Annotated in this window: 19 protein-coding genes, 1 tRNA gene and 2 pseudogenes; 7 read left to right on the top strand and 15 right to left on the bottom strand. The window is 60.1% G+C overall.

Annotated features, from left to right (window positions below):
• Positions 1 to 3 precede the first annotated feature (3 nt).
• From purF to V5D86_RS05385, 12 genes and pseudogenes are all read right to left on the bottom strand, one after another.
• On the bottom strand, positions 4 to 1437 hold the full coding sequence (purF, locus tag V5D86_RS05440; RefSeq protein ID WP_414595679.1) for an amidophosphoribosyltransferase: 1434 nt from the start codon (positions 1435 to 1437) through the stop codon (positions 4 to 6).
• Between the two features lie 14 nt (positions 1438 to 1451).
• On the bottom strand, positions 1452 to 1622 hold the full coding sequence (locus V5D86_RS05435) for a 50S ribosomal protein L37e (protein WP_414595678.1): 171 nt from the start codon (positions 1620 to 1622) through the stop codon (positions 1452 to 1454).
• A 115-nt stretch (positions 1623 to 1737) separates the two neighbouring features.
• Positions 1738 to 2850 (bottom strand): YkgJ family cysteine cluster protein, encoded by a 1113-nt coding sequence (locus tag V5D86_RS05430; protein ID WP_414595677.1) that lies wholly within the window; start codon positions 2848 to 2850, stop codon positions 1738 to 1740.
• A gap of 97 nt (positions 2851 to 2947) precedes the next feature.
• Positions 2948 to 4108 (bottom strand): annotated as a pseudogene (locus V5D86_RS05425) (dihydroorotase); the annotation flags it as partial.
• A 70-nt stretch (positions 4109 to 4178) separates the two neighbouring features.
• Positions 4179 to 4622 (bottom strand): annotated as a pseudogene (amrA, locus tag V5D86_RS05420) (AmmeMemoRadiSam system protein A); the annotation flags it as partial.
• A 67-nt stretch (positions 4623 to 4689) separates the two neighbouring features.
• A complete protein-coding gene (locus V5D86_RS05415; RefSeq protein WP_414595676.1) occupies positions 4690 to 5157 on the bottom strand; it encodes a hypothetical protein in 468 nt (155 codons plus the stop codon).
• Entirely contained in the window at positions 5154 to 6332 is a 1179-nt protein-coding gene (locus tag V5D86_RS05410; protein ID WP_414595675.1) for an ArsA family ATPase, read from the bottom strand. The genes V5D86_RS05415 and V5D86_RS05410 overlap by 4 nt, the downstream gene beginning before the upstream one ends.
• Positions 6333 to 6942: 610 nt before the next feature.
• Positions 6943 to 7050 (bottom strand) — tRNA-Met (locus tag V5D86_RS05405).
• Positions 7051 to 7175: 125 nt separating this feature from the next.
• Positions 7176 to 7925 carry a 30S ribosomal protein S3ae gene (locus V5D86_RS05400; protein ID WP_414595674.1) on the bottom strand — a complete coding sequence of 250 codons (750 nt, stop codon included), beginning with the start codon at positions 7923 to 7925 and terminating at the stop codon, positions 7176 to 7178.
• 271 nt (positions 7926 to 8196) lie between these two features.
• On the bottom strand, positions 8197 to 9042 hold the full coding sequence (hdrB, locus tag V5D86_RS05395) for a CoB--CoM heterodisulfide reductase subunit B (protein WP_414595673.1): 846 nt from the start codon (positions 9040 to 9042) through the stop codon (positions 8197 to 8199).
• A gap of 6 nt (positions 9043 to 9048) precedes the next feature.
• Positions 9049 to 9546: a CoB--CoM heterodisulfide reductase subunit C gene (gene hdrC / locus V5D86_RS05390; RefSeq protein WP_414595672.1), complete on the bottom strand. Its 498-nt coding sequence runs from the start codon at positions 9544 to 9546 to the stop codon at positions 9049 to 9051.
• A gap of 86 nt (positions 9547 to 9632) precedes the next feature.
• A complete protein-coding gene (locus V5D86_RS05385) occupies positions 9633 to 10433 on the bottom strand; it encodes a LysR family transcriptional regulator (protein WP_414595671.1) in 801 nt (266 codons plus the stop codon).
• Positions 10434 to 10522: 89 nt separating this feature from the next.
• On the opposite strand from V5D86_RS05385, the gene V5D86_RS05380 reads away from it, so the two are divergent.
• Both V5D86_RS05380 and V5D86_RS05375 read left to right on the top strand, forming a co-directional pair.
• Positions 10523 to 10999 (top strand): hydrogenase maturation protease, encoded by a 477-nt coding sequence (locus V5D86_RS05380; RefSeq protein ID WP_414595670.1) that lies wholly within the window; start codon positions 10523 to 10525, stop codon positions 10997 to 10999.
• A gap of 317 nt (positions 11000 to 11316) precedes the next feature.
• The gene (locus V5D86_RS05375) at positions 11317 to 11583 is read left to right on the top strand and encodes a MarR family transcriptional regulator (protein ID WP_414595669.1); all 267 of its coding nucleotides are present in this window, start codon (positions 11317 to 11319) and stop codon (positions 11581 to 11583) included.
• Positions 11584 to 11634: 51 nt separating this feature from the next.
• Here the strand turns inward: V5D86_RS05375 and V5D86_RS05370 are convergent, their stop codons facing one another.
• Entirely contained in the window at positions 11635 to 12906 is a 1272-nt protein-coding gene (locus V5D86_RS05370; RefSeq protein WP_414595668.1) for a M16 family metallopeptidase, read from the bottom strand.
• A 52-nt stretch (positions 12907 to 12958) separates the two neighbouring features.
• On the opposite strand from V5D86_RS05370, the gene V5D86_RS05365 reads away from it, so the two are divergent.
• From V5D86_RS05365 to V5D86_RS05355, 3 genes are read left to right on the top strand one after another with little or no spacing between them, the layout of a single operon-like run.
• Positions 12959 to 13684: a proteasome assembly chaperone family protein gene (locus V5D86_RS05365; protein ID WP_414595667.1), complete on the top strand. Its 726-nt coding sequence runs from the start codon at positions 12959 to 12961 to the stop codon at positions 13682 to 13684.
• Between the two features lie 5 nt (positions 13685 to 13689).
• A complete protein-coding gene (locus tag V5D86_RS05360; protein WP_414595666.1) occupies positions 13690 to 14163 on the top strand; it encodes a pyruvoyl-dependent arginine decarboxylase in 474 nt (157 codons plus the stop codon).
• Positions 14160 to 14612, top strand: a complete 453-nt coding sequence (locus V5D86_RS05355) for a DUF5817 domain-containing protein (RefSeq protein ID WP_414595665.1) — start codon at positions 14160 to 14162, stop codon at positions 14610 to 14612. The genes V5D86_RS05360 and V5D86_RS05355 overlap by 4 nt, the downstream gene beginning before the upstream one ends.
• On the opposite strand, the gene V5D86_RS05350 is transcribed toward V5D86_RS05355, so the two are convergent.
• Positions 14613 to 15350 (bottom strand): hypothetical protein, encoded by a 738-nt coding sequence (locus V5D86_RS05350; protein ID WP_414595664.1) that lies wholly within the window; start codon positions 15348 to 15350, stop codon positions 14613 to 14615.
• A gap of 3 nt (positions 15351 to 15353) precedes the next feature.
• Positions 15354 to 17285 carry a phosphoadenosine phosphosulfate reductase family protein gene (locus V5D86_RS05345; protein ID WP_414595663.1) on the bottom strand — a complete coding sequence of 644 codons (1932 nt, stop codon included), beginning with the start codon at positions 17283 to 17285 and terminating at the stop codon, positions 15354 to 15356.
• A gap of 118 nt (positions 17286 to 17403) precedes the next feature.
• Between V5D86_RS05345 and V5D86_RS05340 the strand changes: the two genes are divergently transcribed.
• Positions 17404 to 18069: a site-2 protease family protein gene (locus V5D86_RS05340; RefSeq protein WP_414595662.1), complete on the top strand. Its 666-nt coding sequence runs from the start codon at positions 17404 to 17406 to the stop codon at positions 18067 to 18069.
• A gap of 216 nt (positions 18070 to 18285) precedes the next feature.
• Positions 18286 to 19587 (top strand): ATP-binding protein, encoded by a 1302-nt coding sequence (locus V5D86_RS05335; protein WP_414595661.1) that lies wholly within the window; start codon positions 18286 to 18288, stop codon positions 19585 to 19587.
• Positions 19588 to 19597 lie beyond the last annotated feature (10 nt).

Genomic DNA, 19597 nt, shown 5'->3' with positions numbered 1-19597 from the left:
TATTTAAATCTTTTTGTCACTTTGGTCCGTGCCGAAGCTCTCATGGAGATTGGTCTGGAACCTGTGGACCTCACCGGGAATGCATGTGGGGTACTTCCCGTTGACGCATGCCAGGCACAGGTCGCTCTCCTTGAACCCGATGGCCTCGACGAGACCCTCGAGACTTATGTACCCGAGGCTGTCGGCCCCGATGATCTCCTTGATCTCATCGACACTGTGCTTTGTGGCGATGAACTGGTCTCTGGACTTCATATCGACACCGTAGTAGCAGGGCGCTATGATCGGGGGACTCCCGATCCTCACGTGCACCTCCTTCGCACCGGCATTGCGGAGCATGGTGATGAGCTTCTTCAGGGTCGTACCCCTGACGATGCTGTCGTCCACGATCATGATGCGCTTCCCGGACACGGTGCTCTTGATCGGGTTCATCTTCATGGAGACGGCCGCCTCCCTCTGCTTCTGGTCTGGCAGGATGAACGTCCTCTCGACGAAGCGGTTCTTCATGAACCCCTCTTCGTAGGGTATCCCGGCGACCATGGAGTATCCGATCGCATGGGCACGACCGGAATCGGGCACCGGCATCACCAGGTCCACATCCGCAGGGCACTCCCTGGCGAGGATCTCCCCGATCTTCTTGCGGACGTCGTACACCTCGCTCCCGTCGAGGACCGAGTCGGGCCTTGCGAAGTAGACCCACTCGAACATGCAGTATGCACGGGGGTGCTGCGCAACGGCCGGATAGATCTTGAAGGTGTCCTTGGTGATCTCGCAGATCTCCCCAGGCTCGATGTCCCTGACGAACTCCCCGTGAAGCGCATCTATCGCGGCGCTCTCGGAGACCGCTATGTATCCCCCGTCGAGCCTCCCGAGACACAGTGGCCTGAACCCGTAGGGGTCGCGTATGGCGAACAACCTGTCGTTGATGAGAATGGTCAGGGCATAGGACCCGTCCAGCTCCCCCATCGTCGCCCTGATGGACTTGACGGGGTCGTTGTACATGGTCATGAACTTGCCGAGAAGCTTGGTTACGAGCTCGCTGTCGGAATCCGTTAGGAACGTCCAACCCTCGCTCCTGTACTTCTCCTTGAGGTCGGAGAAGTTGGTGATGTCACCGTTATGCGCAACGGCGACGGTGTCGAAGTTGGTCGACACCGTGATGGGCTGAGCGTTGACCGCGCTCTTGTTGCCGGTGGTGGAGTACCTGACGTGGCCCACCCCGACGTGTCCTAGGACCTTCGCGACATCGTCCTTCGGAAGGGCGACGTTCACCAGGCCGTTATTTTTAAGGGTGCCGATGGAGGCGCCGTCAAAAACAGAGATTCCGGCGCTCTCCTGCCCGCGATGCTGAATGATCATCAGGGCCGTATAGAGCGACGGGGAGACGTCATAGTCGGCACTTATGCCGCCGACGCCGCAGCTGTGCTTTGGCCCAGTCATTCTGATCCCTTCGATCAGTCGCGGAGCTTAGCCCAGCTGTAAGACCTGAGAGTAGCGGTCTTACCATATCCACAGGACGCGCAGACTCCCTTTCTGACGTGGTATGCGCGCTTGCCGCACCTGCGGCAGGGGATGTGGGTCTTGTACTTGTTGTGTTTTCCCTGTGCGGGTGTTCCCTTTCCCATGATCAATCACTCCAATGAATCGTGAATGCCGTGAAACGCGTACGCATACGCGCCCCTAATACGGCGACTAGGCACTCCAATATGCAGGGGTTATATGAAGGTATCCCCCGAACCATCACACGAACGCCCCGATGGTCGGTGCGTCTAGGCGGTCCATGTCGTAGAAGATGATGGCTTCCCTCATACCGTCGGCCCCTGTGCCGGTCCCCATGAAGTGGTCGAGCATCGACATCCTCCACAGCAGGTCCATGACCGTGACGGAGAGGCATCCGTAGTACGAGTTCGTCATGTCGTCCTCGTACCCGTTCTCGTCCATGGTGGCGAACACGCTCCCCATGAAGCTGTCCCTGCCGTTCAGGATCCTCACATAGTCGCGTAGGATCGCGGTCCCCTCCGCATCGGGGATGCGGAGCCTTATCTCGGACGCCTCGGCGAAGGCCTTGTGGTGCAGCTCCCCCTCGTCGTCCATGACCATCCATTCGATGGTCCCGTCCACGGCCATGAACATGTTCCAGTTCCACTGCGGGTCGCAGTAGACCGGTACGCTCAGAGGGTCCTCGGACGCCATGGACTCCATGGCGAGCTCCATGCCCGCATCCTGTAGCGATGCCATGTCGGGGGCCCTGTCGGGCTGTATCCCATGAAGGGACATCACGGCATCGAACGTGGATGCGTCCATTATCTTCCCCAGATACCCGTAGTCCGTGAACATGCCTATGTTCTCGGAGACGGACATCCTGAGGCCCGATGGGTCCGCCATGACCCCGGCCTCCCTGCACAGGGAGTAGAACTCGGAGTAGACCTTCCTGGATTCCGAGATCGCCTGTGCGATCCTGGGGTCCGCACGGGAGATTATCTCGCGGGCCTCGTCCATGGCGCTCGCCCCCTGACCGGTCCAGGCGCCTCTGCACGAGAGGTCCAGCTCGACCTGGAGCCTGTCGCTGGCGTACAGGTGGTACGGGTACTGCCTGCAGTACGAGGTCCTGTGCTCGTACACGGTGCACCTGCGGTTCTGGAGGAACACGCAGGACCCCCTGCCCTTCTTCAGCGCCAATGCGGTGTACGGGTCCGGCCCGCGGGACCTGACGAGATGCTCGGGATAGTTCCTCTTGAAGAAGGGGCGCTCGTCCGGCAGGACCTCGGGCTGACACAGGCAGCACATGCCGCACTGCGGGGGGCATTCTACCTTCCTTCCGGCAATCTCTGAATAATCGACCTCGTAGTCCACGGACGTCCCTCCCAATGGGTTCACCGCAGAACTCTCCGTCGCGTACTTGAAGGCTTCCCCTAACGCACACGGACCTGGGGAACACCGCATCGTATCCGCCGTACAGGGAGTGGCCGCATCTGCTGTGCAGGCCGCGGACGTCGATCCTGGACGTCCTCCTCATGTCGAAGACCGCGAAGTCCGCGTCGTACCCTTCGGCGATGCGCCCCTTGGGTATGCCGAACAGCGCCCCGGGGTTGTACGACGCCATGCGCACGGCATCGGCCATCCGGACCGTTCCCGAACGAACCATCTCCATGACCATCGGCATGGTGGTCTCCACTCCGGGTATGCCCGACGGTGCGGCATCGAACTCCTGCTGCTTCTCCTCCGCCGTATGCGGCGCATGGTCCGTGCCGATCATGTCGAACTGTCCCTCCGCGAACCTCGTGAACAGCTCGTCCCGGGTGGCCATGTCGCGTATCGGCGGGTTGACCTTGTACTCCGTCCCAGAGAAGCGGTCGACCTCGAACAGGAGGTGGTGCAGGGTGACCTCCGTGGTGAACCCGGCGGCCCTGGCGAGGTCCAGCCCCCGCGGGGTGGTCAGATGGCATATGTTGATGTCGGCCCCTCTGAAACGGGCGGCGAGACGGGAGATCGCTGACCACTCCGCCTCCGCGGGACGGTTGCGCAGATGGTCCCTGCAGCACCGCTCCTCGTCCTTGGAGATCAGGTCGTTGTCCTCCGCATGGACGCTCAGACGCCTTCCGGTCGCGAGCGCGTCGCGGACCGCGGGCACGAGCTCGTCGTCATCGTTCATGAGGATGTTCCCGGTGGTGGATCCCATGAACAGCTTGAATCCCACCACGAGGGGGGCGAGCATCCCCGCATTGATCCCTACTGTGACCGCCGCGAACAATCCATAATCGGTCACGGCCTTGCCCCTGATCGCGGCCTTCTTCTCCCTGAACGTGCGGACGTCCGTCACCGGAGGGACCGTGTTGGGCATGTCGAAGACGCACGACACCCCCGCATGCACGGCAGCGAGCGTCCCCGTGCTGAAGTCCTCCTTGTGGACCATGCCCGGGTCCCTCAGATGGACGTGCGGGTCTATGAATCCCGGCAGGAGTATCCCGCTGGTCCCCAGGTCTATCCGCCTGTCCCCTCCGGACACGAGGCTGCCGACCGTGACGATCTTCCCCTCGTTTATCCCGACCTCGGCGTACCTCAGCTCGCCGTCGATGAACGCCCGTCCCGTTATGACCGTCTCGATTTCCATCGATGCCCACCTCCAATATACGGCCGCGGGGAGACTCCTCCTTCCATATCTCTCCTTCGAAGGAGCTCACCCTGACGGAGGGGCTCATCCACGCGCCTGACGGGAGACCGGCCTTCATGCAGAGATGGTCCAGGTACTCCGTCTCGTCCCACCCCCACTCCACCGGGACCTGGGGCAGAAGTAGTCCCGAGCGTCCGAACAGCTCGATGATCAGTCCGTCACGGCCGACCACGATCAGCCCGGGCAGTTCGGCGGGATCGTCGAACATGATGGGCACCGGGGGCGTCAGGACCGTGACCTCCACCGTTATGGCGGGAAGCTCATGCTCCTCAAGATCCGGAAAACGGGGGTCGTGGCAGGCCGATGCTGCCCCGCGCCTGATGGCGTCCCCCAACGGCATGACGGGCATCGGTATGCCGATGCAACCGCGTAGGTCGCCGGAAGGGTGGTTGGAAAGGGTGACGAAGGCCCCCGAGACCTCGGAGAACCTGTCATCGCCCGGTATCGGGGGCATCTCCGTTCCTCTGACCTCTGCCTCCACCGAGGCACGGGCGAAGCGGACGGCGTCCCCGCCGAACAAATCACTCACCCGGGCTCTTGAAGACATCGTCGGGAACGCCTGAGCGGGGCTCGGGATCGTTCACTATGCTGACCTTCTGAGGAGCCTTGCGGGCCCCGCAGTCCTGATTGGCCCTGCATGCCGCATCCCTCATGCCGCTCCCTGCGGCATCGATGCCGTTCCTGACCGCCGCGGGCATAGGTGCCTTCTGCATCATCGCGGCCATTCCCATGAAGAACTCCATCCCCATGTTCATGAAATGCCTCTGGACCTCGGGGTCGGTGACCATCGAGATCGTCGACTGGATCAGCTCGTCCGCGTGCGCACGGCCCTGGTCCGCCAGCTCCCTGGTGTGGTCGTAGGCGCCTCTCATGATGTCCTTCTCGGCCCCGATGAATTCCCCGGCCGCACCCTTCTGCAGAGCGATCATCCTCTCGATGAGATCTTTGTTCTGGCTGACGAATGCTTGGAACTCTTCCTCGGTTGTCATTGGGATTCCCTCTTGAATCTGATAATGAGTTTATTGTCCTTGAACTCTGCCCCGGAGATCTCGGCATGTGCCAGGACGTCCGGGAGCTGCAGGTTGCGCTTCTGGCTTCCCACGTGCACCATCAATGTTATGGGGTCTATGCGGAAGAGCTCCACCTCGCTGCTGTCCACGAAGGGCATGCGCATCTGCAGGTAGTGGTACCTGTCATCCGTGTGGAAGCTCATCGGGCTTGCGTCGGAGTAGATGCGCATGGGGTCGTCCTCGCCGTAGATCATGCTGGCCATCTCACGGAGCTTCTCCTCCCCGCGGAGCTCGGTCCTCATCATCATGCAGGTCTTGATCTCCATGGGATCGAAGGCATTGTGGATGAGCTCCATGTTCTCCTCCTGCTCCTTGTACTTGTCCTTGAGGAAATCGGACTCCCCGGCCTCCGGCGGGAGGACCCTGTTGACCACGATGGCCTCGACGTTCTTGTTGTAGAGGCTCAGGTACGTGTACGCGCGCATGGTCTCGCGGATGACCATCTTCTCGGGGTTCATCACGAGCCTGACGGTGGTCCTCTTGGGATCCTCGAGGATCTCCTTCACGCGACCCATGTTGTCCTTGATGTCCTCGACGCTGTCCAGGACCTCGTCGGACGGCAGGGGCATGTCCATCAGCTTGCCGACCGTGAGCTTGGCGATCTTCATGAGTCTCTTGAGCACCGAGAAACCCTTGTCGAGATACCAGTTCGTGACGTCCGGGAAGCTCAGGAGCCTGAGCGTCTCACCTGTGGGCGCGGTGTCCATGACGACCACGTCGTACATGCCGTTCTCCTCGAACTGATTGACGTAGAACAAAGCGGCGATCATCTCCATGCCTGGGAGGATCGCCATCTCCTCGGCGGAGATGTCCCCCATGCCCTGCGAGAGCATGAATGCCGACACGTAGTTCTGGATATCGTTCCACTTGGTGCGCATCTCGTGGATGATGTCAATCTCCAGGGCATCGAGGTTCTCGCGCACGTGCGTTATCGTCGTCCCGAGCTTGACATCCAGGGAATCACCCAGGGAATGGGCGGAATCCGTGCTCATCAGTATCGTCTTGTATCCCAACTCCGCCAACCTGTACGCTGTAGCCGCAGAGGTCGATGTCTTCCCGACACCGCCTTTGCCCGTGTAGATGATGAGCCTCATATCAGACCCATTGGGCCTGCCAGTATATAAGCTATGGAATCGGAACAACGTGATCGGCTGAAATGTCCGAGGGCGTGCATGGCGGAAGGTGGCCCTGATATCGGGATGCGCCCCATCGGCTACACCCAAGACCCTTCCGGATTCCGCCAAGATTGCGTTTCACGGCCCCAGGATGGTCCGAACGAAGAGGTCTCGGGACAGATAGACTGCCACACGGAGCGACATGCAGGAGTTGACCTTAGAACAGTGATTGCCGGGAGGAGTTCTGCCTTGAATTCAAAACGGCGGTGGAACTCGCTTCCGGATGAGATGAATGATGCGAAGACATCTTTCGTCAGATGCCAGAATTCCGACTATCGGTCGAGATCCTCGGCACAACGACCCTTATCGTCTGGTCGTGACACGGTCGGTGAAACTCTGATCATCCAGGATCCGGCCCCCATAGGCCGTTACCCTCACTCATCTCGTCATATCCGTCGTTGCATGACCGTGTTGATCAGTTTCGACCCCTGCAGACAGCTCGAAATCCTAAGAGCGATCGGAACCTCGAACCGACGAGACGTGAATGGATCGGAACGGACCTCGCAGCCACAGACGGATTGAAAAATAATGGTGCCGGGAAAGGGGTTCGAACCCTTGACCTTCGGATTTCCCTGGAAGAGGTCTGTTGACCAGAACCCTATGAGTCCGACGCTCCACCAGGCTGAGCCACCCCGGCCTTAAGCCACCCGATTCGCTTTTAGTTTATAATGATACCGCTTGGAAAAATGATGCTGGAATCGGGAAGCGGGTGGATGAGAAGTTAAGATGTTTGGAGTGCCGGCCCCGAGGGGCCAGCGAGGATCACTCCTCGACCTTCTCCTCAGCGGGGGCCTCGGCCTCCTCTGCGGCGGGCTCCTCGGCGGGCTCCTCTGCAGGTGCCTCCTCCTCGGACTCCTCGACGACGGTCTCGGGCATGATGGACTCGGGCTCGGAATCTCCGTTCGCCATGACCTCGGTCTTGCGGATCTCGATCCTCTTGATGGGGATGACGATGCGGCAGGCCCTGGCGAGGTCCTTGGCGAGGTCTCCGGAGACGATCGCCTTGACGAGCTGGGAGAGGGTCTGCTCCTGTCCCATCTGGACGAGGGTCTCTCCGATGACGCGCCTCATAGCGTCCTCCTGGGAGGACTGGATGCGCTTGTCGGCGATGGCCATGGTCTTGATCCTGTAGGAGAAGCCGTCCTTGGTGACGACGTCGACGACGTGGTCGGTCTTGGTCTTCTTCCTGCGGGTCAGCCTCCTGACGTAATCGCTGGTCAGGTCGTGGCCGATGAACTCGGTCTTCGCGTCGTGTCCATCGACGGACGTGACCTTGAACCTTAGCTTGATGTGCATTTTGGAGAAGTCGCCGGTCAGGTCCTGAACGGTGACCTCGACGGTCCTTCCAATGACGTACTCGGGGTCTGCAGAGGGGGTCTCTCCGATCTCGGCCTCGTTGAACATGCGAGGTGCGTGGATGGTGTACCACTCCTTTGCTTTCCACTTGTCCCTGACCTTACGGCCTCCTCCGGCCGCCTTGGCCTTCTTAGATGCAACGGATGCTCCTGCCATGATTGTAGCTCCTTATTGACTGTCGCGAAGGAATCTCTGGTCCTATAAAAGGCTATGTGAGAGGCGGATTTTGTGAGGTCCGGAAAAATCAGGCATAGCCAGACATGTTTTTGTTACCCTGTTCAGAATAATATTTCCTTTTTAGATTGGTACCGCATATATTTGAATTTAACTCTAAAAATATTAGAGTTGACGCCAGGACGGAAGGGCGTCGCAATGGATCGGAGAATAAAGATAAGATGGGAGGGGAGGGCCCCTCCCGTTGAGAGTTTCAGAGAACCACGGGGGTGATGTGGGCGGAGAGACCGAGGTCCTTCTCGCTCATTCCCATGGCCAGTCCGTAGAGCTGGGACAGGTGGAGGACGGGCATGTTGTAGCCGAGGTCCTTCTGGCTGCCGTCGAACTGCAGGTGGCAGAACGGGCAGACGTCCACGATGTACTTGGCTCCGGATGCCTGCATGTTCTCCAGGTTGGTCTGGGTGAACTTCATCGCGACATCTCCGAACGCGGCCTTGAGTCCTCCTCCGGCTCCGCAGCACAGCATCTTCTGCTTCCTGGGCATGCTCTTGGCACCGGTGGCCTCCACGAGGTCGTCGAGGATGTGGGGGTTCTCGGGGTCGTCCAGGTTCTTGATCGCGCTGGGCTTGAGGAAGTGGCATCCGTAGAAGGTGGCGACCTGGTACTCCAGGGGCTTGGTGACCTTCTCCTTGATCTTCTCGACGCCGACCTCGTTGTAGAGGACCTCGGCGAAGTGGCGGACCTCGGTGGTGCCCTTGTACTCCATTCCGATCTCGGCGAGGACCTTGTTGACCTCGGCGAGGGCCTCCTCGTTCCCGTTCAGCTCGTGAGCGGCGTCGAAGAGGGTACCGTAGCATCCGTTGCAGACGGTCATGATGGGAAGGCCCTTCTGCTCGGCCAGGGCGAGGTTCCTTGCGGCGGCGGCGAGCCAGGTCTTCTTGTTGAATGCTCTGATGACTCCGGGAGCGGGGCAGCAGCTCGCGTCGTCGAGGTCGACGAGCTCGATGTCCAGGGCCTTGCAGACGTCCCTGGTGGACTTCTCGATTCCGGGGTACCTCAGGGGCGCAATGCAACCGAGGAAAAATGCGTACTTTGCCATCTTTCATCACTCCTGTGTGATCTTGTCGAATCCGGTTACGGTCAGGATCTTGTCCAGATCGGCCTTTGCCTTGTCGGAGGCGAGGACGGTGGGCGGTACGCCGGGCAGTCCGAGCTCCTCCCTGAGCTTGGTGATCTCGTCCTTGACGGGGACGGTGTGTCCGTACTTGGCGAGGTTCTTGGCGGTGTTCTTGTGGTTGGCGAACATGTGTCCGTCCGCGACGGCCAGGTTCCTGAGGGAAATGACGATGTCGACGATGGGGACCTGACGGGGGCACCTCTCGACGCAGGTGTAGCATGTGCTGCACTCCCAGAGCTCGTCGCTGTTCAGGATCTCCTCCCTGAGGCCGAGCTGGGCCATCCTCATGAGCTTCCTGGTCCTGTAGGACGTCCTCCTTCCGGAGGGGCAGCTCGCGGTGCAGGTTCCACACTGGAAGCAGAGCTTGACGTCGCCGGCTCCTGCCGCGGTCAGCTCCTCGAAGAATTCGGGGTTGGGTGTAACCATAGTGATCGAAGCGTGTCACATAATCACACTATTTAATCGGTGCAGTTCGGATCGAGTGGGTATTATCCTAATGGGTAATCCTTAATTCACTGAGTTCTCGTCTTGAGGGCCGAAATCACCCTGGAAACGTTCCTGCTGTCCTCCCTGTACAGGGCGGTGATGGCGTGCCTGAGCATCTTGGGATCGACCGCGCTCTTCAGACGGAGGTTCTTCCTGGTGAGCAGGTACTCGTCGACGAAGAAGCTCTTGTTGGACCCGAGGAGCTCCGGGAGCGAGAAGGTCTCGGAGTCTATGGTGTACTCGCGGTCCTCCGAGTCCAGGAACATGAACGCGACCCTCTGCGCGCCGTACTTGTAACGTATGAATGAGGGGCCGTTGTCCACCAGGACCATCCCCATGTACCCGATCTCGTCCATCTCGAACTCCTCCGCGTCGAAGAGGTACAGCGGGTCGTCTATGATCGCGAGGTCCGCACGGTCCTCCCTCAGCATCTTGATGTTGTACTCGTCGTTGGACACGACGATGTTCGCGCCGGAGATCCTCAGCGATGAGATCACGGACATCATGAGGTCCTCCGTCACCGGGCTGCAGCACACGGTGAACCCGCGGTCCATGTCGCTCCTCTGGCTCATGGAACGGGCGACGGAAGCTATCTCCAGCCCGGCCTCGGTGAGCTTCGAGCCCGCAGGGGTCGTCTTGAGTATGGGCGTCCCCGCCGCGTCCTCGATGCTGGCGAGGTACTTGTGGATGACAGGTACGGATATACCCAGCTGCCTCGCCGCGGCCGTCTGGCTCCCCGTGTCCTGGACCGCAAGGAGCGCCTCCAGCTGACGGGCCGTGACCGGCCTCCCGTTCACCGTCTGAGAGCTCTGTACGCTGATCTGCACGATATCCTCAGATTCCTTAAGGAAGAAATAATGTTGGGTCGTCCTCCGCATCCGCAACGCTTTAACCAGTAACGGCAGATAATCGGGCCATGCGCGGAAACGGAAGGATCGCCGTGATCGGGCTCGGAAGCCCGATAATGTGCGACGATGCGGTCGGCCTCAGGGTGTCCGAGGAGATCCAAAGGATGGGCATGGACGACGTGGACTGCTTCCAGGAGGCCGTCGGCGGACTGGACATACTCCCCATAATCCACGGATACACGCACGCGATCGTCGTCGATGCGATCCAGACCGGGGAATACGGCCCGGGGACCGTCATGCTCTACGACGAGCACGACTTCGACGAGGTCATCGCCAACGCCGCCACCCACGACGTGAACCTGCCCACTGCGATCAAGATCGGCCACAAGATGGACCCGGAGCTTATGCCGGAGACCATACAGTTCGTCGCCATCGAGGTGCAGGACATAAAGACCGTCACGGAGACGATGACGCCCGAGGTGGAGGCGGCGGTGGAGAGCGCCAAGAGAGCCGTGATCCACCTCATGGACTCCGTCAGGGAATGAACGGGCGCATCCCACCTTCCGGGTCATTGCCCGCAGTGTCTGGATCGACGTCTCGGTTCGGGATGCATCGACCTTGGATCATCCATATAGTGCCACCCACGGATTGTGCGGCAAATGACCGGCATCATCCCCATCCCCTCCGATTCCACGTGGCGGATCGGATTCTCGACCGATGGTGCACGACTCTCCGGACTCTGTCCGATATATGGACGGAGCAGAGCACCAGATACGGCACCCTTCATCGAAACTGATCAAATTGCTGAAAAAAGGCAACGATACCTCGGAGGATATCCTGACGGAAGGTGAGGATAGAGAAAATGCAATCGGCAAACACGCAAACCGACGTCACGACCACCGATGTTCGTGGCATCAGAACCTCAGAGGAGCCCAAGCACGACATCCTGGAGGCCCTGAGGGGCCACGGGTCCGTGTCCATGAGTGAACTGACGGACCGACTCGGCTATTCTCGGAACGCGTCCGGCGTGTATGCCGCCGTAAGGGACATGGTCGGATCGGGGACCCTCGAATGCTCCCGTCCGGACAGGACGAGGGGCCGCAACCGGAGGATCCGCATACGCATATGATCCCGTCGCATGCATCTGGCACATGCGACGGGTCGGGATCGTCCTCGGACCTCAGAATGCAAGGTCCGAGACATCCATCTTCCTGACATCGCGTCCGCCCTTGCCGAGGACGACAACGTTGAGGCGGTCCGCCCTGAGCACATCGTTGGCGACGCGCATGACATCGTCCTCCGTGACGGCATCGATCTTGGCCAAACGCTCCTCCAGGGCCTCGGTGGAACCGTTGAGCATGTTGTTGACGCACAGACGGTACAGCCTGTGCTCGGTGGACTCCATGGACCTCACGTTCGCTCCCTTGACCAGGCGCTTGGCGCGTGCCAGCTCTCCCTCGTCGAGGCCCTCCGCGAGGAGCCTCCCGATCTCCCTGGACGTGGTCTGCATGGCCTCGGTGACGTTCTTGTCCGTGCATGACATGTACGCCGCGAGCGAGCTCGCATCGCTGTTCTGGCTTATCGTGGTGTAGACCGAGTACACCAGAGCCTTCTGCTCCCTGACGGACTGGAAGAGTCTGGAGCTCGTGCCGGACCCCAGGATGGCGGAGAGCATGGTCAGTGCGGAACGGTCCCCGTGCGATGCGCCGTAGGTCGGGAATCCCATGGCCACCTGGAGGTGGTCCGCCTCCGTCTTGACGTACTCGTATGATGCCTCGGGCATGGGAGGGGCGGTCCTGACGTTCCTCTTCCCGCCGGACCTGCCGTCCAATGCGGACTCCGCCCACTCCACGGTCGTGTCTATGTCCACGTCCCCTGCCGCGTAGACCGCGAGGTTGGGGATGAGGTACTTCTCCTCGTAATAGGCGCGGAGGTCCCCGGAGGTCAGGCGGGCGACGATGTCCTTGTCCCCTCCCTCGTCCTGTCCGAGCTGATGTCCGCGCCAGAGCTGGCTCTCGAACAGGTCGTGGATCCTCGTCTCGGGCTCGTTCTCGATCATGCTCAGCTCCTGGAGCACGATCTTCTTCTCTAGCTCCGTGTCCTTCTCATTGATCAGGGGATTGGCGACGATGTCCCCGACCATGTCCATGGCCGTGGATGCGGTCTCCCTGATCGTTATGCCGTAGAACGCGGTCATCTCGCGACCCGTGAACGCGTTGAGCTCGCCACCCGCACCCTCCATCTCCTTGGCCATCTGGAAGGAGTCGCGGGTCCTGGTCTCCCTGAACACCGTGTGCTCGAGGAGATGCGACAGGCCGAAGATGCCGGGCGTCTCATCCCTGGAGCCGGTCGCGACCCCGACCATGAACCCCGCGCTCTGACTGTCGGGGATACGTTCGACGACTACTGGGATGCCACCCGAGGTGGTGGCTGTGGAAATGCGGTCGCTCATGACCGGTGCAAAGACCATTCCGCTTAATACCTTGCTAGCCTTAACCCCGGTCATGGGCATTGAGACACTAAGGTACACGGACCTGGGTCTGGAGGACCCCGTCGGGATCGTCGGGTTCCCCAGCGTCGGACTGGTCAGCTCCATAGCTGCCAACTTCTACGTATCCAAGCTTAAGATGACCCCCATCGCGGGTCTGACCGGACCGGAGATGCCTCCTTACTGTCTGATCACCGACAGTGTCGCCTACCCGCCCATCAGGATGTACGGCCTGAAAGGCTCCGCCAGGAAGAGGGACGTCGTCATGTGCACCTCGGAGTTCGCGCCCAAGCCCGACGACTGCCACGAGATCGCCTCTACGGTGCTGTCGGAGCTGAGGGACCTGGGGTGCAGGACGGTCATCTGCCTAGAAGGCATACCCAGGACATCGGAGTCCGAGGCGGCCGTAATCTGCGGGAGCGGGCCATCATGCGGCAAGGTCGTGGAATCGTCCGGCCTGCAGAAGATGGACAACGGCATGATCAAGGGGATCTCCGGGATCATGATGTACCTCGGGAGGTCCCACGGGATGGACGTCATCACCGTGATGTGTCCCGCGAACCCGGGGATGCCCGACCCCGGAGCGGCGACGGGATTCATCGAACCGCTCTCCAAGATGGTCAGGGGCCTCAAGGTCGACCCCAAGCCTCTGCTGGAGGAGGCCGAGGAGGTCAGGAGAAGGCTGGAGGCCGAACAGTCCCCCGCAGAGAACGACCCTGCACAGAACGCCATATACGGTTGATTGAAATGGAACTGATACCCACCAAATTCTTCACGGTAAGCGGATCCGCGGTCAGCAAGACCTCGGACCTCAACGCATTCGACATAGCACTGCTGGAAGCGGGGATCGGCGAGCAGAACCTCGTGTCCGTCTCGTCGGTCATACCCGAAGGGGCGTACAGGATCCCGTTCCAGAAACTGACCATGGGTGCGGTGACGCACTGCGTCCTCGCCCAGATGAGGGGCTGCGAGGGGGAGACCATCGCCGCCGGGATCGCCTATGCGTTCAGGAAGGACGGGAAAGGAGGATACGTGGCCGAGGGACACATCCACGGCTCCGCGGAGTCCCTCAGGGAGATCCTCTCGTGGAAGATGCAGGAGATGGCCAGGATCCGCGATGTCGAGTTCGGGGAGATAAAGTTCGAGGCACAGGAGCTCGAGATCCCCATGGACCACTACGGCTGCTGCATCTCCGCCCTCGTGTTCACGGAGTACAGATGAGCTACGGCCTCGGGCTCTGCGGCGCCTGTCGCAAGCCCAGGATCGTGGACCGGTCCTTCGAGACCACCACGTGTCCGTACTGCGGGTGCACGGAACGCACCGGGAAGCTCCAGTTCTTCTTCACGTCGGACAGTCAGAGCGAGGTCCGCGAGGCCCTGTCGAGGGCCACCGGAGCGGAGGAGATAGACCTCCTCGTGACGGACAGGGCGGACCAGAGGAGACGGATAGGGTCCGCCGACCCTCATTCCTCGCTCGTCTACAGGTACGAGCACGCATCGAACATCGAGGAGAAGATGGAGATACTCTCCGAGGGGCTCACCGGACTGAAGGGCGAGTTCACCCTCGAGGATGTCAAGGAGGTGGCGGGGACCAAGGCGGAGAGGATGCTCGCCGCCATGCTCGACCGCGGCCTGTGCTACGAGACGAGAAACGGTTTCTACAGGGCCTGATCAGACCCTGGGGATGTCATCCCTCTTCTTTCCCTCCATCATCAGGACCTCGCGGATGATGGACGGGAGCTTCTTGCGCATGATGTAATAGTAGTACACCGCACCGAGCAGGAGCATCAGGACGAGGTACACATAGAACATCATGCTGTCCCCGGTACCGATCGCGGCGGCGAAGAGCATGTAGTACGCGACCATCGGGAGCAGTGCCTGGAGCGCGAACTCCATCACCCGGTGCCTGGCGATGCCCTCTCCGACGGTGGTGCCGCAGGACCCGAGGATGAGCGCCATCGAGACCGATATCAGCATCAGTGCGATGACCGACGCGTCGAGCCCCTTGTCCGCCTCCTGGAGCGAACCGTAGACCAGATAGCAGAACCCGGTGGCGAGACCGCACGCACTCCCGAGACCGAGTCCGTATCCGTAGAAGACCGAGTCCGACTTCCCGCGGAATCTCTTCAGGTTCATGATGACGACCGTCAGCATGACCTGTATAGCGGCCACCAACGCCATCAGAATGATGCTGTTAGGCGCCCTGAAGAACAGGATGACCATAAACATGGCCGAACCTCCGATCATCCCTGCCACGAACAACATGAAGAACGTCGGATCGCTGAAGAACGGCTGCTCCACCCGGGGGAAGGTGTAGTTCCTGACCCCGAGATACATCAGGATGAGTGCCGGAGCTATCCCGAGCACCATCGCGAAGGCCATGGTCATATCCATGGCCTTTACCAACATGCGTCATCTCTTAAGCGTTGCGGACGGGTCCTTCGCATCCCCCTGCATCAGCCTGTCGTAATAGTGGACGACCATGCAGGAACGCTCGCACCTTCCGCAGGAGTTGCACCTGTCGGGATCGACCCTCATGCCCCCGTCCATCCTTATCGCATGGCGGGGACATCCTTTGGCGCAGATCCCGCACTCGGTGCACATCATCGCACGGATCAGCGCCTTGACGGACCTCTCGAATATCGCCTTGGCGTTGCGGGGATCCGGGGAGTTGACGGAGACCTGGCCACCCCCGAACAGCCTGGCCCTCCCCACGGGAAGGCGGAGGAGCGCGATCTCGTAATCGTCGGAGTACTTCGCATCCCCCACCGTGCGGAGCGCATCCTCCACGTAGGAGAAGTCCCTGACGCGGGGGACGGTGACTATGGCCTCGATGGAGTACCCTCCGGCCGCGCACGGCGATGCGCCCTTGGTCAGCCTCATGGACGGGCCCTGCTGGGCCTTCGGCCTCAGGTCCAGGCCCATCTCGTCGGCGATCTGGACCATCTTCGGCGGGAGCGCCTTCCATCTCCAGAACCCGAGGTCCGCGTACTCCTCGGGAAGGCCGTTCCTCTCCGCGTACTCGCGGAGGTGGGAGTCCCATCTGCCGAACAGGTCCGGATGGATCCTCCCGATGTTGGCCCACTCGCTCTCGAGGCACGCGGGGCACAGGTAGCACCCGATCCTCTCGAAGTCCCTGTCATAGAGCGGATTGTACTCGAGACGGTGCATCAGTATGTACGCCCATACCTCCGCCGCGCTCCATCCGCGGATTGGGTTGAGGTTGATCTGGTTCGGGACGAACGGGTTCTTCGTCACGAACCCTATCTGGGAGCGGGCGAACGATTCCAGGCGACGGTTTCCCTCGACGGTGACGGTCCCCTTCGGGAACTCCGAGTCGATGACGTCGGTAACAGGACCCAGCTTGCACACCTTGCAGCACCACCTGAAGTCCTTGGCGGGCGGACCGAAGGCGTCCACGTTGTCCCAGAACCCGTCGTTCCCGCGGGCCGTGTGGACCCTGAGCCCGTGCCTTGCGGCGAACGACCTCACATACTCGACGGTCTCAGGGAACTCCAGACCCGTGTCGATGTTGATCAGTTCCACGGAATCGGAGGCCTCCGCCGCCAATGCGTATGCTGCGAGGGAGTCCTTCCCTCCGGAGAACGAGACCGTGACGGGAAGGCCCTTGCGGTTGCCCTCGGAGAGGAACTTCGATATCTCCCTGACGGCACGCCTCTGTATCTGTCTCATGTGGGTGCGGTTGGCCTCCACGAAGACGTCGGGGTCCGATGGGGGACCCGTCGGGATGCCGGACGGCGCGTTCAGGTCACGGATCTTGACCGCACGCTCCGCACCCTTCAGATCGGCGCTGGACTCCAGCGCCACCCCCGGACCGACCTTGCCGCCCTTCCTGAGTATGAGCGGGTCCCCGCGGGAGAACTCCCCCACGACGGAGGTCACATTGGACCCGGGGACGACCTTCCCCTTCAGATGTCCGGACATCCCTGCGAAGGAGACCACGTTGCGGGTCGCATGATCGGCGAACAGCTCCGCCCCCGGTTGTCTCAGCTCCAGTGCCAGACGCTTGCGGCGTATGTCGTAACGCATGACCGCGATCACCGCGCCGCACGCCACGATCTCGTCCGCACGATCCTCCCCCGGAACCTTGTTGAGGAACATCTGCCTCGATCTCAGGGGCGCATCGGTTCCGAAGGACTCGCGGAACAGGGACATCACGATGTCGATGCTGTCACCCATGCACGGACGGATGTCCCCGGGACTGTTGATCCTGAACTCCCGTCCTTCGGACCCGCACCGGGAACACGATTCCCCCAGCAGGAGCGTCCCGCACGCGTCGCACCATCTCAGATGCTCCTTTCCGTGAGCCGCAGTCTGTGCCATCTTGGACGAGCAATGGGATCAAGGATTAAAGTAAACGGTCACTGACCCCCTCGGAATCTTCGGGCGGTATGAATCTCACAATCCAAAATATATATTATATGAGCGGATGCGAACACTCATGGATGACACGTACACGATCAACGTGACCCCGGACAAGAGGTTCAGCGGCCGCGAGATCGGCGACATCGCGGTAGCGATGGTCGTGCTGTCGATCGCATTCGTCATCCTCTACAGGGACAGCCAGTTCATGTGGTATCTCGGCTACGCCTACGGCGATGTCGCCAGATGGCCCATCCTGATCGTCACCTGCTTCGGCCTCGTGTTCTTCAGCTTCCTGCTCCACGAGTTCGGTCACAAGTTCACCGCCCAGAACTTCGGCCTGAGGTCCGAGTTCCGCATGTCCCGCATCGGACTGTTCATAACGCTGATCACATCCCTGCTGGGATTCCTGTTCGCGGCACCCGGAGCGGTCGTGATAAACGGATATCCCGACAAGAGGACGAACGGGCTCATCAGCATAGCCGGACCTGCCGTGAACATCGTACTGGCGATGGTCGGGATAGTCGGATGCTTCGCGTTCAACCATACCCCGCTGGTGTTCGTGTTCCTGATGCTCGCGAACCTCAACGCGTTCCTGGCGTTCTTCAACCTTCTCCCGATCCCCCCACTGGACGGCTCGAAGATACTCGTGTGGAATGCCCCCGTGTACATTGCGGCCATGGCGGTTGCGGCCCTGGAGATCGCGTACATGTTCATGTGGATGCCCGACCTGTACTTCGCGTGACCTTAATCATATGTTGTGACCCAGCGAGAGCTCTGAAAATCATCCTGTAGGGGATGTGAAAAAGTTCCTCTGTAGATTCTGAAAAAATTCCCCCAATAATACTGAAAAAGCTCCCCTAACTTTTATGTAAATAGTACTATATTATTTATGAAAAAGCTCCCATGATAACACTGAAAAAGCTCCCCTAACTTGATAGCAATTGAGAAAGGAATGGATATGACATTGACACCTGCAGGATACAGACCGAGACTGGTAGACCCTCTGATCGACGATATGCTGAAACGGTTCGGCTGTGTTTCCATCGAAGGCACGAAGTATTGCGGGAAGACATGGACCGCACGCACGCATTGCAACAGCATGTACGCCCTCGACGATTCGAGTCAGAACTACAGGAACCATACGCTAGCGTCCATAGATATGAACTATGCCCTGGAAGGAGAACCGCCGCATCTAATAGATGAATGGCAGATGATCCCTGCCATATGGGATGGCGTACGCAGAGATGTCGACATGAGTGGCTCCAAGGGAAAGTACATACTATGCGGGTCGTCCGTCCCGATCAGACCTGGGGTCGACGACATCCAGACCCATAGTGGAATGGGACGCATAGTACCGATCCGCATGCGCACGATGAGCCTTTTCGAATCAGGGGACTCGGACGGGAACGTATCCATGAGCGGCCTCTTCGATGGGGAGTTCAAGAACACGCCGATCAAGGATGTGAATCTGGAGGACCTCATACGTTTGACCATGAGGGGTGGATGGCCTGGGATCATAGACAACGAGCCGGATGATCTCAGAGGAGGAATGCCGGGGTATGTCGATGCGTTGTGCGAACGGGACCTTCCCCGCATAGATCCCGGAAAGGACCAAGAGAGGATGAAGAGACTCATCAGATCACTGGCACGCAACGAAAGCACCCTTGCCAGCATCAAGACGATCTCGAACGACATGAAGGAGAACGAAGACGACACCATCAAGGATACGACCGTATCGAACTACATCGATGCCCTTGACAGGATGTTCCTCATAGAGAACCAGCCGGCATACAGCCCGAACATAAGATCGTCCAAGCGCATAGGGAAAAAGCCCAAGAGACATCTGAGCGACCCTGCGATAGGGATCTCCGCACTGGGACTGACTAAGGACATGCTGTTCAAGGACCTCAACACATACGGATTCTTCTTCGAGGGAATGTGCGAACGGGACCTGCAGATCTATGCCCAGTCCGTTGGGGGAAAGTTATTCCACTACAGGGAAGGCAACAATGAGGTGGATGCCATAGTCGAGATGCCGGACAGGAGATGGGGGATGTTCGAGATCAAGCTCGGAACCAATCAGGTCGATGAGGCCGCCGATAACATGACCCGCATCGCGGATAGTCTCGAGAACAGTGTCGAGAGCGGAAGCGGATGGATGGCCCCCTCCTTCATGTGCGTACTGTGCGGCGTATGCTCGGCCGCATACAGGCGCGATGATGGAGTATATGTGGTCCCGATAACCTCGCTACGGAACTGAGGCACCCGAT

Source organism: Candidatus Methanoprimaticola sp. MG2 (genome assembly GCF_047501175.1).
In the GTDB taxonomy this organism is placed as follows: domain Archaea; phylum Thermoplasmatota; class Thermoplasmata; order Methanomassiliicoccales; family Methanomethylophilaceae; genus Methanoprimaticola.
The sequence above is the reverse complement of the archived record's forward strand: the minus strand, read 5'-3'. Positions and strand labels throughout refer to the sequence as shown.

What these genes read in the sequence shown, in the direction of transcription:
- V5D86_RS05335 (WP_414595661.1), top strand. Translation starts at nt 18,286, where the DNA reads ATGACATTGACACCTGCAGGATACAGACCGAGACTGGTAGACCCTCTG.
- V5D86_RS05380 (WP_414595670.1), top strand. Translation starts at nt 10,523, where the DNA reads ATGCGCGGAAACGGAAGGATCGCCGTGATCGGGCTCGGAAGCCCGATA.
- V5D86_RS05410 (WP_414595675.1), bottom strand. Translation starts at nt 6,332, where the DNA reads ATGAGGCTCATCATCTACACGGGCAAAGGCGGTGTCGGGAAGACATCG.
- hdrC (WP_414595672.1), bottom strand. Translation starts at nt 9,546, where the DNA reads ATGGTTACACCCAACCCCGAATTCTTCGAGGAGCTGACCGCGGCAGGA.
- V5D86_RS05355 (WP_414595665.1), top strand. Translation starts at nt 14,160, where the DNA reads ATGAGCTACGGCCTCGGGCTCTGCGGCGCCTGTCGCAAGCCCAGGATC.
- purF (WP_414595679.1), bottom strand. Translation starts at nt 1,437, where the DNA reads ATGACTGGGCCAAAGCACAGCTGCGGCGTCGGCGGCATAAGTGCCGAC.
- V5D86_RS05375 (WP_414595669.1), top strand. Translation starts at nt 11,317, where the DNA reads ATGCAATCGGCAAACACGCAAACCGACGTCACGACCACCGATGTTCGT.
- V5D86_RS05365 (WP_414595667.1), top strand. Translation starts at nt 12,959, where the DNA reads ATGGGCATTGAGACACTAAGGTACACGGACCTGGGTCTGGAGGACCCC.
- V5D86_RS05360 (WP_414595666.1), top strand. Translation starts at nt 13,690, where the DNA reads ATGGAACTGATACCCACCAAATTCTTCACGGTAAGCGGATCCGCGGTC.
- V5D86_RS05345 (WP_414595663.1), bottom strand. Translation starts at nt 17,285, where the DNA reads ATGGCACAGACTGCGGCTCACGGAAAGGAGCATCTGAGATGGTGCGAC.
- V5D86_RS05415 (WP_414595676.1), bottom strand. Translation starts at nt 5,157, where the DNA reads ATGACAACCGAGGAAGAGTTCCAAGCATTCGTCAGCCAGAACAAAGAT.
- V5D86_RS05400 (WP_414595674.1), bottom strand. Translation starts at nt 7,925, where the DNA reads ATGGCAGGAGCATCCGTTGCATCTAAGAAGGCCAAGGCGGCCGGAGGA.
- V5D86_RS05435 (WP_414595678.1), bottom strand. Translation starts at nt 1,622, where the DNA reads ATGGGAAAGGGAACACCCGCACAGGGAAAACACAACAAGTACAAGACC.
- V5D86_RS05350 (WP_414595664.1), bottom strand. Translation starts at nt 15,350, where the DNA reads ATGTTGGTAAAGGCCATGGATATGACCATGGCCTTCGCGATGGTGCTC.
- V5D86_RS05370 (WP_414595668.1), bottom strand. Translation starts at nt 12,906, where the DNA reads ATGAGCGACCGCATTTCCACAGCCACCACCTCGGGTGGCATCCCAGTA.
- V5D86_RS05340 (WP_414595662.1), top strand. Translation starts at nt 17,404, where the DNA reads ATGGATGACACGTACACGATCAACGTGACCCCGGACAAGAGGTTCAGC.
- hdrB (WP_414595673.1), bottom strand. Translation starts at nt 9,042, where the DNA reads ATGGCAAAGTACGCATTTTTCCTCGGTTGCATTGCGCCCCTGAGGTAC.